The sequence below is a fragment of the Flavobacterium fluviatile genome (assembly GCF_010645065.1).
Classification (GTDB): domain Bacteria; phylum Bacteroidota; class Bacteroidia; order Flavobacteriales; family Flavobacteriaceae; genus Flavobacterium; species Flavobacterium fluviatile.
Window position 1 is genome coordinate 71,976 of record NZ_JAADZW010000002.1, and the last position, 15,619, is coordinate 87,594.

Consider the following 15,619-nt stretch of genomic DNA (forward strand, 5'->3'; position numbering starts at 1 on the left):
TTTTATGATTAGTAAAAACCAAATAAAACTTATAACAGGTTTACATCAAAAAAAGCAACGTTTTGCTAATCAATTGTTTTTTGCCGAAGGAATAAAGGTAATTCAGGAATTGCTGCAGTCCAATTTTGAATTAGAGTATTTATTCACAACACTAAATGATTTTGAAACAGCTGGCTCAAAACGCATTCCTATTACAGAACAAGAACTTAAAAAAATAAGTGCTTTATCCACTCCAAATACATGTTTAGCCGTATTCAAAATTCCTGCCGAAAAAAAAATAATCAATTCAGACTTAATTTTAGCTTTAGATGATATTCGGGATCCGGGAAATTTAGGAACCATTTTAAGGCTTTGTGACTGGTTTGGAATTCAACAAATTATTTGCTCAAAAGAAACGGTTGATATTTACAATCCAAAAGTCGTGCAGGCGACAATGGGTTCTATTGCCAGAGTAAATGTCAATTATGTTGACTTGAAATCTTTTATAACAAACACAAAATTACCTGTATTTGGAACTTTTATGAATGGCGAAAACATTTATCAATCTGTATTGCCTCACAACGGAATCATTATTATGGGTAATGAAGCCAATGGCATTTCTGCAGAGATTGAAAAAACAGTAACAACCCGACTCACAATTCCCAGATTTGGTAAACTACAAAAAACCGAAAGTTTAAATGTAGCCACCGCCACCGCTATTGTTCTCAGTGAATTTAAACGAAATAGTTAGGAATTTGTTTTAATGAAAAGTGAAATTTATTAAAATGGCTCTCGATTTCATAGAATCAATGTTGTCGGTCCATGGGCTGGCCTGACCCGGATTATCACGAATTAATTCATCGGTTATGCCAAACATTCCTCTTATAGAAGGAGAAAAGATAAAATATTCAGAAAAAATATCGATACCGAAACCAATTTCATAGGCAGAACTCCAGGCTTTAGTTCTGAATGTTCCTTCAAAGTTATCATCTTTAGATTTTGAATTACTGGATAAATTCAGAGTGGTAGAAAATCCGCCTGTTAAATACGGGCGAATGTTTCCGGTACGCAAAGCCGAAAACTTTAATAGTAACGGAAAATGAATATAAGTACTGTTAACCTCTCTTAAATAATCACTTTCTAAAGGCATTTCAGGATAATACAAATCACGTTTTGTGTAGTATAAACCTGGTTCGAAACGTAAATTTATGTATTCCTGCAGTCTCAAATCTGCAACAACCCCAACATTAAATCCTGTTGTTTTTTTTACCTGAATATCCTGAGCAACTTCTTTGTAATCAAACTTAAAATCAAAGCTGTTAAAACCTAAATAATATCCAAAGTAAAGGCGTTGTTTTTGCCAGTTTTCCAGGTTAATAATAGGATCTTTGCTAAACATACTTTTAGCAAATTGTGAATATCCCTGTGCCGATAATACTAATAAAATTAAGACTACTGTTTTTTTCATACTATTTTTTAGAAGCAGAATATAGGGTTGCAACTCCAAAAGTCTGAGGCATTGCCACAACATCTATAAACCCAATTTTTCTCAAAATATTGTTCAGAGCTTCTCCATACGGAAAAGCAGCAGCAGATTCTGATAAATATCCATAAGCAGAAGTATCTTTAGAAAATAATTTTCCTATAACCGGAAGTATATTTTTGGTGTAAAAACGATATCCTTGTTTGTAGGGCGTTTTATCAGGAACTGAAGTTTCGAGTATCACAAATACCCCGTTTGGTTTTAAAACTCTTAAAATTTCAGCAAAACCTTTTTCTAAATTCTCAAAGTTTCTGACACCAAATCCAACGGTAATGGCGTCAAAATAATTGTCCTCAAAAGGTATGTTCTCAGAATCCCCAAGAATCAGTTCAATGCGGTCAGAAAGTTTTTTTTCTTCTATTTTTTTTCTTCCCACTTCCAGCATCCCGGCAGAAATATCTAAACCGATAATTTTTTCAGCATTGCTTTGTGCCATCAAAATAGCCAGGTCTCCGGTTCCGGTAGCGATGTCAAGTATGATTTTAGGTTTTGAACTGGAGACTATTTTCAAAACTTTTTTACGCCATTTTACATCTATTCCAAATGAAATCACACGATTTAAATTATCGTAGTTTCCTGATATAGTGTCAAACATTTGTGCAACTTGCTCTTTTTTGCCTAATGTTGAATTTTTGTACGGAGTTATTTTTTCAGACATTTTTTTTATTTACGACAAATATAGCATAAACTATTTAACTGCAATTGTGTTTCTTAAATAGGATGGAAAATGTTTTTCAGACATTGAAAGGGCTGTTTTTGTAAAATCACTAAAAGTGGGTATTGTAGGTAAAGTATTTATTGGTGAATTTAGCATCTGTAAAAATGTTAATATTTTTTCAATGATAAATAGAGGCACAATGACCCAAATCAAATGGGTGCTCCTTGCGTTTAGCATCTCATTTGTTCTTGTAAGCTGTTTTGAAAGTACTGTTTTTGAGAGCAGTATTGTATTTAAAGCGCAAAATACGTTCTTAGGATTAAATTTGTTTTTGGAAATTTTAATTTTCTTTGCCTTTAGTACCTTCGTGGTATTTGGTATTAAGGGTTTTTTTGAGATGTACTCTCAAAAAATATCAAATGTTATAATATTCCTGTCAGGAGTATTTTTAATATTTGTAATTTTTATTTTATGTTATCAAATATTGTTTCTGGAGTAGGTCATTGCTCTTATCATTGGATTTATATAAAAACATCCTCAAGTAATTGAGGATGTTTTTTTATTTTTTAATGTATGTTTCATACGTATAATCATAAAGATGGGTTTCATCTTTAAAGTTAGCTTCAGATTCTACCAGTTGCCATTCCCTGTCATTAATTTTAGGAAAAAAAGCATCTGCTTCGAAAGAGTGGTGTACGCGTGTTATTTCAATTATATCCGCATATTGTAATCCTAAAGTATAGATTTCTCCTCCTCCTATAATATATGAATCTTCATTATCAGGGCACATTGCAATCGCTTTTTCGATACTGTCAACCACTATACACCCTCCCGGATTATAATTTTCCTGTCTGGAAATTACGATATGTGTTCTGTTTGGCAATGGTTTTGGAAAACTTTCAAAAGTTTTTCTTCCCATTATGATGTGGTGATTGGTAGTAAGGGATTTAAATCTTTTAAAGTCATTAGGGAGATGCCAGACTAATTTATTTTTTTTTCCCAGTGCATTGTTTTCGGCAACAGCCGCTATCATTATAAGCATATTATATCAAAACTAAATTTTGTTTTCAGGATTGTCGTTAATGGATGACTCTAATTGGGCAATTCGTTTTTGCTGCAATACAACCAAGCGGTCAATTTGCTCTCGTTCCCATTTTTTGTTCATAAACCTGTCAGTTATATAAATTTTTATGAAGTGCAAAATAAAAATAAAAAACCAGAGTGTAATAATCCAAATGCTCCAATTTTGAGCCGTCCTGATCCGAAGACCACAAAAATTATCTGCAACAAATAAAAATAAACTCCCCAAAAGAAAAAGTACCAAATGAAAATATAATGCTTTTTTTTGCCTTATTCTTTTACGGGCATACTCGTATTGTTCGTGTACTTCTTTTTCCATAATTTATTCAAAATAAGATTATAAAGTTATAATTTATTTTGAAAACTCACCATTTTAAATAAATAATATTTTGGTCAAAACCGACTATAAATTCGAATTTTTAGATTTTAGAGCTTAAATTTAATGATACTGTAAAAAAAAAGTTCTGGATTGTCATAATGATAATTCATACCGGCAATCATTGTTTACTCAAATGAATTTGCGAACTTTGGGATATAAACCTAAAAATGAAACAGTTATGTCTTTAAAAAAGCAATTTGTAAAAACGAAACCAGTTTGTAAAGTAACATTTGCAATTGAAGCGAAAGATGCCAGTTCTGCAGCTGTAGTCGGAGATTTTAATAACTGGAATATAGAAGAAGGGACTTTGAGTAAATTAAAAAACGGAACCTTTAAAGCTACTTATGAATTAGTTAAAGATGCAATTTATGAGTTTAAGTATGTAGTTGATGGGCTGTATATTAACGACCCGGAAGCAGATGATTACAAGTGGAATGATTTTGCAGGAAGTGAAAATAGTGTTTTAGTAATATAAAAAAATCCGCTTGAATTCAAGCGGATTTCCGTTTTTTATACAGCAACACTACCCTTTATAGCAGGGTGTGGGTCATAGTCTGTAAGAGTAAAATCATTATAATCAAAATCAAAAATGTTTTTGATCTCCGGATTTAAAATCATTCTTGGCAATGGTTTTGGCTCACGTGACAGTTGGAGTTCCAATTGCTCAAAATGATTGTTGTAAATATGTGCATCTCCAAAGGTATGAATGAATTCGCCGTATTCTAAATCGCAAACCTGAGCGATCATCATGGTTAATAATGCATAAGAAGCAATGTTAAAAGGAACGCCTAAAAAAATATCAGCACTTCGCTGGTACAATTGACAGGATAGTTTCCCTCTTTTTTCTCCCTTTTCAGTATTGGGACTTGAAACATAAAATTGGAAAAAAGCATGGCAAGGAGGTAAAGCAGCCTTGTTGTTGGCTACATTTTCTTCAAATGACTTTTTTGTGTCAGGTAAAACTGATGGATTCCATGCAGAAACCAGCATTCTGCGACTATTTGGGTTTGTTTTTAATTCTGCAATCAATTCAGAGATTTGATCAATTTCTTCACTATTCCAATTGCGCCACTGATGTCCGTAAACAGGTCCAAGATCACCATTTGAATCAGCCCATTCATCCCAGATCTTTACTCCGTTTTCCTGAAGATATTTAATGTTAGTATCCCCTTTTAAAAACCAAAGCAATTCGTAAATAATCGATTTCAAATGAAGTTTTTTAGTTGTAACCATTGGAAAACCTTCATTTAAATCAAAACGCATCTGATAGCCAAAAACGCTTTTTGTTCCGGTTCCGGTTCGGTCTCCTTTTTGATTGCCGTTTTCTAAAACGTGTTTTACTAAATCTAAGTATTGTTTCATTCTAAAAATCTAAATAATTATTTCTGAAATCTAAGTCTAAAATTTAAAATTGAATTTATCTTCTTGAGATTTCGTCTCTTATTTTAGCGGCTTTTTCGTAATCTTCCTGAGAAACGGCCTGATCTAAAAGATCATTTAACTCTTGTAAACTGTGTTTAGCATACACATCTCCGGACTGGTTCGTTTCTTCTTCGTGACCAAAAGTTTCCGGATTAGAAAGTACGTCATCAATTTCCTGTGATCCCGGGTCATTTTCACCAGTATTGGACTTAAGGTAAATTCCGGCTTTATCTAAAATATTTTTATAAGTAAATATTGGCGCACTGAATCGTAATGCCAATGCAATAGCATCCGATGTTCTGGCATCTATAATTTCTTCGATTTTGTCTCTTTCGCATATTAAACTTGAATAAAATACACCATCTACAAGCTTGTGTATAATGACCTGTTTTACAACGATATCAAATCTTTCTGCGAAGTTTTTAAACAAATCATGTGTTAATGGGCGGGGGGGCTTTATCTCTTTTTCTAAGGCAATAGCAATCGACTGGGCTTCAAAAGCGCCAATAACAATAGGTAGTTTTCTTTCGCCATCAACTTCGTTCAAAATTAAGGCATAAGCGCCATTTTGAGTTTGACTGTATGATATTCCTTTTATGGATAATTTTACTAGACTCATATATGTTTGTAAAACTGGGGTTTAACCCACATTTTAATATTTTTTTTGATTGGAAAATAAAGGTGCAATTTTAATCAAAAAATGTGGAACAAAAAAGCTACCTAAAACAAAGATACAATTATCTTGTTTTTAGGCAGCTATATTTTTGAATAGATTTTAAATTAGGAATGTTGTGCTTTGAAAGCTTTTAATTTCTCTGTTAACTGAGGTACAATTTCAAATGCGTCTCCCACAATTCCGTAATCGGCAACTTTGAAGAAAGGTGCTTCAGGGTCGCTATTGATAACGACTTTTACTTTTGATGAGTTGATGCCTGCAATATGCTGAATAGCTCCTGAAATCCCTACAGCAATATATAAGTTTGTTGCAACTGGTTTCCCTGTTTGTCCAACGTGTTCTTCATGGGGCCTCCATCCTAAGTCAGAAACTGGTTTTGAACATGCGGTTGCGGCACCCAATACTGCTGCTAAATCTTCGATTAGTCCCCAGTTTTCAGGGCCTTTTAATCCGCGTCCTCCTGAAACTACAATGTCTGCATCGGCAATAGAAACTTTTCCGGACACTTTTTCTACAGAATCTACTTTTACACCAAAATCATTGTCTCCAATTGAAGGGTTAAAATCTTCTTCGGTCGCAGCTCCTGCACTTTCGAAAATACCATAAGAGTTTTTTGCAAGGCCAAGAACTTTTACATCTGTACTGATTTCTGTAATGTTGAAAGCTTTGTTTGAAAAAGCATTTCTTTTTACCTGAAACGGAGAAGTGCTTACGGGTAATCCAACCACATTCGAAGCAAAACCCGCTTCTAAAGCCACGGCTACCAATGGTGAAAGGTAAATGCTGTCTGTAGTCGAAGAAAGCAAAACTAATTTTGTTCCTTCTTTTTGAGCTGCTTGTTTAATAACATCAGCGTAAGCTTTTGCATTAAAACCAGCGAGTTTGTCATTGTTTACTTTTAGAACTTTGTCAACTCCGTATTTTGCTAATTCGCTAACATCGCTAATGTTTACAGTCAAAGCTGTAACGGTAGTTCCTAATGATTCTGCTACTTTTTTAGCATAAGAAGCTAATTCGAAAGCTACTTTTTTAAATTTTCCTTCTGCAGATTCTGCATATATTAATATTGACATACTGTTTTTTTGTTTAAAGTTTAAAGTTTCAGATTGAAAAAACTGAACACTAAAAATCTGATTACTGAATACTAGATTACCTTCGCTTCGTTGTGTAATAAATTGATTAACTCATCTAAATTATCTGCAGCAATTAATTTTACTGCTGATTTTGGAGCTGGTTTTTCAAATTTCACCGCTTTAGTATTTAAAGGAGCATCAACTGGCTCAAGAATAGTAAGCGCTTTTGTTCTTGCTGTCATAATTCCTCTCATGTTCGGGATACGTAAATCTTTTTCTTCAACAAGGCCTTTTTGAGCACCAATAATTAAAGGCAGGGTAGTGCTTACAGTTTCTTTTCCACCGTCAATTTCGCGAATTGCTTTTACATTATTTCCATCAACAGTTAAAGAAGTACATGAGTTTAAAAAGTTAGAGCCTAAAATTCCTGCAATCATTCCCGGAACCATTCCGCCATTATAATCAAGAGATTCTTTGCCTGCAATTACAAGATCATATCCGCCATTTTTAATGACTTCCGCCAATTGTTTTGCAACAAAAAAACCGTCAGTTGGATTTGCGTTTACACGAATTGCTTCGTTTGCACCAATTGCCAGTGCTTTACGTAAAGTTGGTTCAGTATCAGGACCTCCAACATTTATTACGGTAACAGTTGCTCCTTGCTGCTCCTGGAACCAGATAGCGCGTGTAAGACCAAATTCGTCGTTGGGATTAATTACATATTGTACGCCGGCTGTATCAAATTCTGAATCGCCGTTTGTAAAGTTGATTTTTGAAGTAGTATCAGGCACATGGCTGATGCAAACTAATATTTTCATAAGTATATATTTTGAATTTATAATATGCTTTTACAAATTTAGAATTTAATTTGGAATAATTATACTATGCATGCATAATATTTTAAAAACTATTACGATTTCGAAAATGGCTTATTTGCAGCAAATAAGTAAGCCTGAAACGCAGCCAAAATTTTAAATCTTATACATTTATTCATCAGATTAAATTTTTTAAAGTATGTACAATACTTAATGATAGTCAATTAATAATGTTTGCCGGGATGACATCAAAAAAGATTTTTATCTTTTTTAGAATAAAATTGATAAAAGGGAGTTTTTATAAAATATCTTTTAGTGAAAAAAAATAGCGGTATATCTATTTTGTAAATATCACAATAAACTTTAAAAAGTTAAAAGTGAAAGAAGAAGGAGAAGTTACTGCGATTTTAAACTCAATTTATGCTTTTAAGTTATTTAAAATATTTATTTTTGCTCATCAGAAAAAAGAATATAACATACAACTATGAGAACAATACAATTTAGAGAGGCCATTTGCGAAGCGATGAGCGAAGAAATGCGTCGCGATGAATCCATATATTTAATGGGCGAAGAGGTTGCAGAATACAACGGAGCATACAAAGCTTCAAAAGGAATGCTTGCTGAGTTTGGCGAAAAAAGAGTAATCGATACTCCAATTGCTGAACTTGGTTTTACAGGAATTGCAGTAGGATCTGCAATGAACGGTAACCGGCCAATTGTAGAATATATGACATTCAACTTCTGTTTAGTTGGTATTGATCAAATTATAAATAATGCTGCTAAAATGCGTCAGATGACAGGAGGACAATTTAATGTGCCTATCGTTTTCCGCGGACCAACTGCTTCTGCAGGTCAGTTAGGAGCTACTCACTCTCAGGCTTTAGAAAACTGGTTTGCAAATACTCCGGGTCTTAAAGTTATCGTTCCTTCAACACCTTACGATGCAAAAGGGCTTTTGAAATCTGCAATTCGTGATAATGATCCTGTAATTTTTATGGAATCTGAGCAAATGTACGGAGATAAAGGAGAAGTGCCGGACGGAGAATACGTAATTCCAATTGGTGTTGCTGATGTGAAGCGTGAAGGTACAGACGTAACAATCGTTTCTTTCGGAAAAATCATCAAAGAAGCTTTTATTGCTGCTGATGAATTAGCTAAAGAGGGAATCTCTTGTGAGATCATCGATTTAAGAACTGTTCGTCCGATGGATAATGAAGCAATCTTAAAATCAGTTAAAAAGACTAATCGTTTGGTAATTTTAGAAGAAGCATGGCCATTCGCAAGTATTTCATCTGAAATTACCTATATTGTACAAGAGCAGGCTTTCGATTTCCTTGATGCGCCAATTCAGCGTATTACAACGGCTGATGCTCCTGCACCTTATTCACCTGTTTTACTGAAAGACTGGTTACCTAATGCTGGTGATGTAGTGAAAGCAGTAAAAAAAGTAATGTACAAATAATAATACATACATACTCATAAAAACTTCATCATTCATTAGTCAATTGATGAAGTTTTTTTTTGCCGGAATATGAAAAGAATAATTTTACTCAGCCTGTTTTTTGTATTTGCTTTCGCAAACCATGTTTTTGCGCAAACTAAAGTGAGTGGAATTGTTTTGGATAAATCCAATCAGCCTGTTCCGTTTGCAAATGTAGTTTTCAAGGGTTCAAATACAGGGATAGTTTCTAATGAAGACGGACGTTTTTATTTAGAGTCACCAAATACTTATACCGCTTTGTTAGTCACTTCTGCAGGATTTTCAGATAAAGAGGTTCCTCTTGAAAAAGCTGTAAATTATAATTTCAAAATTGTTTTGAGCGAACCTCAGGCACTTAATGAGGTTGTTATTTTTACCGGTAAAACTTCAAAAAAGAACAATCCGGCATTAGATATTTTGAGGAAGATTTGGGAAAGGAAACGTAAAAACGGTCTATATCAATTCAATCAGTATCAGATGCAGAAGTACGAGAAAGTTGAGTTCGATATGAATACGATTGACAGTGCTTTTATGAAAAACAAACTTTTCAAAGGAATGGAGTTTGTTTTCAATCATGTGGATACTTCTGATGTTACCGGAAAAACCTATTTGCCCATTTTTATAAACGAATCGGTTTATGATGTGTATGGGGATAATAAATTAAAGAAAGTAAAAGAAAATATTACGGGGAATAAAATGTCCGGGTTCAATAACAACCAGCAAATTTTATCTTTCGTAAAAGACCTTTACTCAGACTATAATATTTACGATAATCACCTTAAATTTTTTGATAAAAGTTTTACAAGCCCGCTTTCAAAAACCGGAATTGATGTGTATAACTATGTATTGAAAGACAGTGCTTTTATTGATAAAAAATGGTGCTATAATATCGTTTTTTATCCAAGACGTAAAAACGAATTGACTTTTAAAGGAGATTTCTGGGTAAATGACACGACTTTTGCTATCAAAAAAATTAATATGGGCGTTACCAAAAGTGCCAATATTAACTGGGTAAAAGATATTTATATTGAACAGGAATTTGAAGTAGAGAATGACTCGGTTTTCCTTTTAACCCGTGATTATATGATGTCTGATTTTGCTTTAAACAAAAAAGAAAAATCAAAAGGAGTATATGGAAAACGAACGACTTTATATCGAAATCATAAATTTAATATTCAGAAACCGGAGAAATTTTATAAAGAAGAAGTTAATTTTATAGATAACGCCGTATATCAAAGACCGGATGAATTTTGGGAAGAAAATCGTTTTGAGAAGTTAAACAAAGACGAGCAGGGGATTTACAAAATGCTGGATACTTTGCAGACCGTCAAAAAATTCAAGCAGCTGTACAATATTGTCTCAATTTTGGGAAGCGGATATGTCGAATTCAAGAATTTCGATTATGGACCTATTTTCTCAACTTTTGGCTATAATGAGGTTGAAGGTTTGCGATTAAGAGTTGGAGGAAGAACCTATTTTGGGCCAAATGATCCATGGCGTATACAAGCCTATACTGCTTATGGTTTTGAGGATAATAAATTCAAATACGGTGTTTCCGGGAAATGGATGCTGGACAAGAAAAAAAGACTTATTATTTCTGGAGGAAACAGGCGCGACATAGAACAGATTGGAGCAAGTCTTACCACAACAAATGATGTTCTGGGCAGAAGTTTTGCTTCTTCGGCTTTATTTACTTCAGGAAGCAACGGAAAATTGACTAACATTAATCTGAGTAATGTTTCCGTAGAAATGGAGCCTATGAAAAACTTTATTGTTCAGGCTGGTTTGTCATACAGAACATTGGAGTCTGCTTCTAATACATTTAGTATGGATTATTATACTACTTTGCCAACTCCTGCAAACCCTGCCGGTGTTGTAGAAAGTAAAGTGACACAATCTGAGGCTAATATTCAGTTTGAATTAATGCCAAACCGTAAAACTATAGGGTATGGTGTTGAAAGAGATCTTGTTGACAGTCCGTTTAGTCATTTCTTTGTTAATTTCAGTTATGGTTTAAAAGGGGTTTTGAATAGCGATTTTGCTTATGAAAAAGTGCAATTGTATTATAAACAGCCAATTATTATCGGACCTTTAGGACGTACAAATATTATTTTGGAAACAGGAAAAACTTTTGGTACAATTCCGTTAGGCTTAATGAGTGTAGTTCCGGGTAACCAGACCTACTGGACTATTGAGAATACATTTAGTAATTTGAATTTCTATGAATTTATTACTGATCAATATACAACGGTGCAATGGAACCATGATTTTGGAGGAAGGATATTTGCCAGGATTCCATTCATGAGAAAGTTAAACTGGAGAGAGTTTGTAGGTATAAGAGCTGTTCACGGAACAATTTCTGATGAAAACCGTGCTATAAACGCTTCAGGACTTCCTTATAATGCGCCTGAAAATATATATTGGGAGTACAATGCCGGAATAGGGAATATCTTTAAGGTTTTCAGAATTGATTTTTCATGGAGAGGAAATTATTTAGATATGCCGGATGCTACGAGATTTGCAGTAAAAGGATCTTTCGGATTTTATTTTTAATATTTTAATAAAGATTAAGTAAAGTTCAAACTTTATAATCTCGCAAAGACGCCAAGTCGCTAAGTTTTTTAAATTCCTTGATTCTCTGTGTCTTTACGAAATTCTTTTTTATTTATTTTAGAAGCTAATCCCGCTATCCGTTACAATCTTTTGTGTCGAACCCCGACACAAAAGGATTTCCACTATTATCGGGGCTAAAAAAAACTTTTATGCAGGAATCGATTTTTTATAAATATATGAATCCAATATTTAAGAAAATCATCAGGAAATACCATTGACAACTATTCTAAAATGTCTTAAGGGTTTTGAAACTTTGGTATTATTAATTCTTGAACAACAGTTATATATTGATTTAGCGTAAACTACTTTTAAAAAAGACGGATAAAAAAGACACGGAAATAGATGCTGAGCAGTGAAACCCTTAGAGATCTTATGAGACCTATTTGTTTTGGCAAATTACTTAATTAAGCAAAATCGCAAGATTACCTATTAACTATCTGTTAGATAAAAGAAAAGTATATTAAATAATGAATAAAGTATATAGATTAATGCACTTTTTTCATTGTAAAAAAGGATTGTTTGGTTACTTTTGCAACCGAAACCCACAAAATTAAAATAATATTCCGATGAAATAATGTGGGTTCCTGACAACCAAAATTTAAATAGTATCGGGAACAAATTATAGAAATAATAAAAAGTAAAAATGACCGCAGACAAACTAACAACTTTCGATGTATTGATCGAAATACCAAGAGGAAGCAGAAATAAATATGAGTACGATTTTGAAATCAAAAGAATGCGTTTCGACAGAATGTTATTCTCTTCAATGATGTACCCTGCAGATTACGGATTTATTCCTGAAACTTTGGCTCTTGATGGCGACCCTCTTGATGTATTGGTTTTGATTAACGAACCAACCTTCCCAGGATGTGTAATGGAAGTTAAACCCATCGGAGTTTTCCACATGGCAGATGATAAAGGTCCGGATGAAAAAATCATTTGTGTTCCGGTTTCAGATCCAATTTGGAATAAATTAAACGATTTAAGTGATATTAATGTACACTTAGTAAAAGAAATCGAGCATTTCTTCCAGGTTTACAAAGATCTTGAAAACAAAAAAGTAGATGTAGAAGGATGGGGAGATGTAAACGAGGCATTCGCAATTATTAAAGAATGTACAGAGCGTTTTAATCAAATTGAGAACAAACCAGAAGGATTATTTAGTATTAGATAATTTTAGTCTTCATATTTTATAAAAAAAGCAATACTCCGTTAAGAGTATTGCTTTTTTGTTTAAATTCGTTTAGTTAGTTTGTTGACTATTAACCAATAACCATTGATAATTATGAATGCATTTATGATTTACCTGCCTATTGCAATGGCAGTTTTAGGATTACTTTTCATGGGAATAAAAAGGAGTTGGGTTTTAAAACAAGATGCCGGCGACGGTAAGATGAAAGAAATTTCAGATTATATCTACGAAGGTGCCTTAGCCTTCTTAAAAGCAGAATATAAACTATTGACCATCTTTGTAATTATTGCAAGTATTGCTTTGGCGGGTATTACTTTTATTCCTGGTGTAAAAACACATTTATTAATCGTAGTAGCATTTATTTTTGGAGCATTATTTTCAGCTTATGCAGGTAATATAGGGATGAAAATAGCAACTAAGACAAACGTTAGAACCACTCAGGCAGCCAGAACAAGTTTACCTCAGGCATTGAAAGTTTCTTTTGGAGGCGGAACTGTAATGGGGCTTGGAGTTGCAGGTTTGGCTGTCTTAGGTTTGACAGCCTTTTTCATAATTTTCTTTAATCTTTTCTCCGGCGGAGTCTGGAAAGATACTGATACAATGACCGTTGTTTTAGAAACTTTAGCAGGATTTTCACTTGGGGCAGAATCAATCGCCTTATTTGCACGTGTTGGAGGAGGAATTTACACCAAGGCAGCCGATGTTGGTGCCGATTTGGTGGGTAAAGTTGAAGCCGGCATCCCGGAAGATGATCCGCGTAATCCGGCAACAATTGCAGACAATGTGGGGGATAATGTAGGTGACGTTGCGGGTATGGGAGCCGATTTGTTCGGATCGTATGTGGCAACCGTTTTAGCCGCCATGGTTTTAGGTAACTATGTGATAAAGGATATGGGCGGAAGCATTAATGATGCTTTTGGCGGAATCGGTCCTATTTTACTTCCAATGGCAATAGCCGGTTTTGGAATTTTATTTTCAATCATTGGAACTACCGTTGTAAAAATATCAGATGATAGTGCAAAAGAAGCACAAGTGCAAAAAGCATTAAATATAGGAAACTGGGTTTCGATTGTTTTAACAGCTGTTGCTTGTTTCTTTTTAGTACAATATATGTTGCCGGAAACGATGCAAATGAGTTTTTTCGGTGAAGGTTCTAAGTATATTTCTTCAATGCGTGTTTTCTATGCGACTTTAGTTGGACTAGTGGTTGGTGGGGCCATTTCATCAGTCACCGAATATTATACAGGATTAGGAACAAAACCGGTATTAGCTATTGTTCAGAAATCATCGACAGGAGCCGGAACAAACGTAATCGCAGGTTTGGCGACCGGAATGGTTTCTACTTTTCCAACTGTATTATTGTTTGCTGTTGCGATATGGATTTCTTACGCTTTGGCGGGATTCTATGGAGTGGCTCTGGCGGCTTCAGCGATGATGGCAACTACAGCAATGCAGTTAGCGATTGATGCTTTCGGGCCAATTTCTGACAATGCCGGAGGAATAGCGGAAATGAGCGAATTACCAAAAGAAGTTCGTACCAGAACAGATATTTTAGATTCGGTAGGAAATACGACAGCGGCTACAGGAAAAGGTTTTGCAATCGCTTCTGCTGCTTTAACATCATTAGCATTATTTGCAGCTTATGTAACCTTTACAGGAATTGACGGAATCAATATTTTTAAAGCACCTGTACTAGCCATGTTATTTGTCGGTGGAATGATTCCGGTTGTTTTCTCAGCTTTAGCAATGAATTCTGTTGGAAAAGCAGCAATGGATATGGTTTATGAAGTACGTCGTCAGTTTAAGGAAATTCCCGGTATTATGGAAGGAACAGCAAAACCGGAATACGGAAAATGTGTTGAAATTTCGACAAAAGCCGCTTTACGCGAAATGATGCTTCCGGGAGTTTTGACTATTGGGTTTCCAATTGCGATTGTACTTTTAGGGAAATTAGTCTATGCAGACAATAATCAGATAATTGCTGAAATGTTAGGAGGGTACATGGCCGGTGTTACCGTTTCAGGAGTTCTTTGGGCAGTTTTCCAAAATAACGCCGGAGGTGCCTGGGATAATGCTAAAAAATCTTTTGAAGCAGGAGTGATGATCAACGGTGAAATGACTTATAAAGGTTCTGATGCACATAAAGCAGCAGTAACCGGAGATACAGTAGGTGATCCGTTCAAAGATACTTCCGGACCGTCGATGAACATTTTAATTAAACTGACTTGTTTGATCGGATTGGTAATTGCACCTATTTTAGGAGAAGGACATGCTCCGTTAGATATTGCCGCAAAAAGTTCCTGCTGTAAAATGGAGATGCATGCAGGAGGAATTTCTAAATGCGGAGATATGTCAGGGATGACAAAAGAAGAATGTATCAAAATGTGCAAAGAAAAAGGTTGTTCTGCCGAAGAAACTGCAAAATGTCTGGCTCACTTTGATGCAAACGGAAAATACGCTCATCAAAGAACAGATTGTTTTGATACCAGTAAATACGATAAAAAACGTGTTGAGGTTAATTTGTCTACCACAAATGGAGTTACGGTAGGAACTGTAACGAAAACCGAAAACGGTAAAACAACTACAGAAGTTTATGAAGGAACTGAAGCTGATGTAAAAGCCAAAATTGAAGCTGCGAAATAAATATTCTTTAAAGAACCATCAATCATCCAACGCTGTAAATTTTTTTTTTTACAGCGTTTTTTTATG

General features: G+C 34.5%; 14 protein-coding genes. 6 read left to right on the forward strand and 8 right to left on the reverse strand.

The genetic code is table 11. The features are described 5' to 3' along the window. The first annotated feature begins 4 nt into the window (after positions 1-4). Complete coding sequence (locus GXM17_RS03640; RefSeq protein WP_163397938.1) at positions 5-730, forward strand: TrmH family RNA methyltransferase; 726 nt, start codon at positions 5-7, stop codon at positions 728-730. A 9-nt stretch (positions 731-739) separates the two neighbouring features. Here GXM17_RS03640 and porT read toward each other — a convergent pair whose 3' ends face one another. From porT to GXM17_RS03660, 4 genes are all read right to left on the reverse strand, one after another. After that, complete coding sequence (gene porT / locus GXM17_RS03645; protein ID WP_163397939.1) at positions 740-1,447, reverse strand: type IX secretion/gliding motility protein PorT/SprT; 708 nt, start codon at positions 1,445-1,447, stop codon at positions 740-742. 1 nt (position 1,448) lies between these two features. Further along, positions 1,449-2,180 (reverse strand): bifunctional demethylmenaquinone methyltransferase/2-methoxy-6-polyprenyl-1,4-benzoquinol methylase UbiE, encoded by a 732-nt coding sequence (gene ubiE / locus GXM17_RS03650; protein WP_163397940.1) that lies wholly within the window; start codon positions 2,178-2,180, stop codon positions 1,449-1,451. Positions 2,181-2,739: 559 nt separating this feature from the next. Beyond that, positions 2,740-3,222: a dihydrofolate reductase gene (locus GXM17_RS03655; RefSeq protein WP_163397941.1), complete on the reverse strand. Its 483-nt coding sequence runs from the start codon at positions 3,220-3,222 to the stop codon at positions 2,740-2,742. A gap of 12 nt (positions 3,223-3,234) precedes the next feature. Next, the gene (locus GXM17_RS03660; protein ID WP_163397942.1) at positions 3,235-3,579 is read right to left on the reverse strand and encodes a 2TM domain-containing protein; all 345 of its coding nucleotides are present in this window, start codon (positions 3,577-3,579) and stop codon (positions 3,235-3,237) included. A gap of 238 nt (positions 3,580-3,817) precedes the next feature. Between GXM17_RS03660 and GXM17_RS03665 the strand changes: the two genes are divergently transcribed. Then, positions 3,818-4,114, forward strand: a complete 297-nt coding sequence (locus GXM17_RS03665; RefSeq protein WP_163397943.1) for an isoamylase early set domain-containing protein — start codon at positions 3,818-3,820, stop codon at positions 4,112-4,114. 35 nt (positions 4,115-4,149) lie between these two features. Here the strand turns inward: GXM17_RS03665 and GXM17_RS03670 are convergent, their stop codons facing one another. The 4 genes from GXM17_RS03670 to GXM17_RS03685 all read right to left on the reverse strand — a co-directional run bounded on the left by GXM17_RS03670 (position 4,150) and on the right by GXM17_RS03685 (position 7,628). Continuing rightward, a complete protein-coding gene (locus GXM17_RS03670) occupies positions 4,150-5,001 on the reverse strand; it encodes a thymidylate synthase (RefSeq protein ID WP_163397944.1) in 852 nt (283 codons plus the stop codon). 55 nt (positions 5,002-5,056) lie between these two features. Beyond that, positions 5,057-5,680 (reverse strand): bifunctional nuclease family protein, encoded by a 624-nt coding sequence (locus tag GXM17_RS03675; RefSeq protein WP_163397945.1) that lies wholly within the window; start codon positions 5,678-5,680, stop codon positions 5,057-5,059. Positions 5,681-5,841: 161 nt separating this feature from the next. Next, on the reverse strand, positions 5,842-6,810 hold the full coding sequence (locus GXM17_RS03680) for an electron transfer flavoprotein subunit alpha/FixB family protein (protein WP_163397946.1): 969 nt from the start codon (positions 6,808-6,810) through the stop codon (positions 5,842-5,844). Between the two features lie 71 nt (positions 6,811-6,881). Next, the gene (locus tag GXM17_RS03685; protein WP_163397947.1) at positions 6,882-7,628 is read right to left on the reverse strand and encodes an electron transfer flavoprotein subunit beta/FixA family protein; all 747 of its coding nucleotides are present in this window, start codon (positions 7,626-7,628) and stop codon (positions 6,882-6,884) included. A 481-nt stretch (positions 7,629-8,109) separates the two neighbouring features. Here GXM17_RS03685 and GXM17_RS03690 point away from each other — a divergent pair, with 481 nt between their 5' ends. The 4 genes from GXM17_RS03690 (at position 8,110) to GXM17_RS03705 (ending at position 15,553) form a co-directional block, all read left to right on the forward strand. Then, positions 8,110-9,087 carry a pyruvate dehydrogenase complex E1 component subunit beta gene (locus GXM17_RS03690; protein WP_163392137.1) on the forward strand — a complete coding sequence of 326 codons (978 nt, stop codon included), beginning with the start codon at positions 8,110-8,112 and terminating at the stop codon, positions 9,085-9,087. Positions 9,088-9,156: 69 nt separating this feature from the next. After that, positions 9,157-11,658: a DUF5686 and carboxypeptidase-like regulatory domain-containing protein gene (locus GXM17_RS03695; protein ID WP_163397948.1), complete on the forward strand. Its 2,502-nt coding sequence runs from the start codon at positions 9,157-9,159 to the stop codon at positions 11,656-11,658. A 703-nt stretch (positions 11,659-12,361) separates the two neighbouring features. After that, positions 12,362-12,892: an inorganic diphosphatase gene (locus tag GXM17_RS03700; RefSeq protein ID WP_163397949.1), complete on the forward strand. Its 531-nt coding sequence runs from the start codon at positions 12,362-12,364 to the stop codon at positions 12,890-12,892. A gap of 111 nt (positions 12,893-13,003) precedes the next feature. Continuing rightward, a complete protein-coding gene (locus tag GXM17_RS03705; RefSeq protein ID WP_163397950.1) occupies positions 13,004-15,553 on the forward strand; it encodes a sodium-translocating pyrophosphatase in 2,550 nt (849 codons plus the stop codon). Positions 15,554-15,619: the final 66 nt, after the last annotated feature.

Excerpts from the sequence above, each read along its gene's own strand:
- GXM17_RS03640 (WP_163397938.1), top strand. The coding sequence starts at position 5 with ATGATTAGTAAAAACCAAATAAAACTTATAACAGGTTTACATCAAAAA.
- GXM17_RS03685 (WP_163397947.1), bottom strand. The coding sequence starts at position 7,628 with ATGAAAATATTAGTTTGCATCAGCCATGTGCCTGATACTACTTCAAAA.
- porT (WP_163397939.1), bottom strand. The coding sequence starts at position 1,447 with ATGAAAAAAACAGTAGTCTTAATTTTATTAGTATTATCGGCACAGGGA.
- GXM17_RS03705 (WP_163397950.1), top strand. The coding sequence starts at position 13,004 with ATGAATGCATTTATGATTTACCTGCCTATTGCAATGGCAGTTTTAGGA.
- GXM17_RS03700 (WP_163397949.1), top strand. The coding sequence starts at position 12,362 with ATGACCGCAGACAAACTAACAACTTTCGATGTATTGATCGAAATACCA.
- ubiE (WP_163397940.1), bottom strand. The coding sequence starts at position 2,180 with ATGTCTGAAAAAATAACTCCGTACAAAAATTCAACATTAGGCAAAAAA.
- GXM17_RS03680 (WP_163397946.1), bottom strand. The coding sequence starts at position 6,810 with ATGTCAATATTAATATATGCAGAATCTGCAGAAGGAAAATTTAAAAAA.
- GXM17_RS03655 (WP_163397941.1), bottom strand. The coding sequence starts at position 3,222 with ATGCTTATAATGATAGCGGCTGTTGCCGAAAACAATGCACTGGGAAAA.
- GXM17_RS03665 (WP_163397943.1), top strand. The coding sequence starts at position 3,818 with ATGTCTTTAAAAAAGCAATTTGTAAAAACGAAACCAGTTTGTAAAGTA.
- GXM17_RS03675 (WP_163397945.1), bottom strand. The coding sequence starts at position 5,680 with ATGAGTCTAGTAAAATTATCCATAAAAGGAATATCATACAGTCAAACT.
- GXM17_RS03695 (WP_163397948.1), top strand. The coding sequence starts at position 9,157 with ATGAAAAGAATAATTTTACTCAGCCTGTTTTTTGTATTTGCTTTCGCA.
- GXM17_RS03660 (WP_163397942.1), bottom strand. The coding sequence starts at position 3,579 with ATGGAAAAAGAAGTACACGAACAATACGAGTATGCCCGTAAAAGAATA.
- GXM17_RS03670 (WP_163397944.1), bottom strand. The coding sequence starts at position 5,001 with ATGAAACAATACTTAGATTTAGTAAAACACGTTTTAGAAAACGGCAAT.
- GXM17_RS03690 (WP_163392137.1), top strand. The coding sequence starts at position 8,110 with ATGAGAACAATACAATTTAGAGAGGCCATTTGCGAAGCGATGAGCGAA.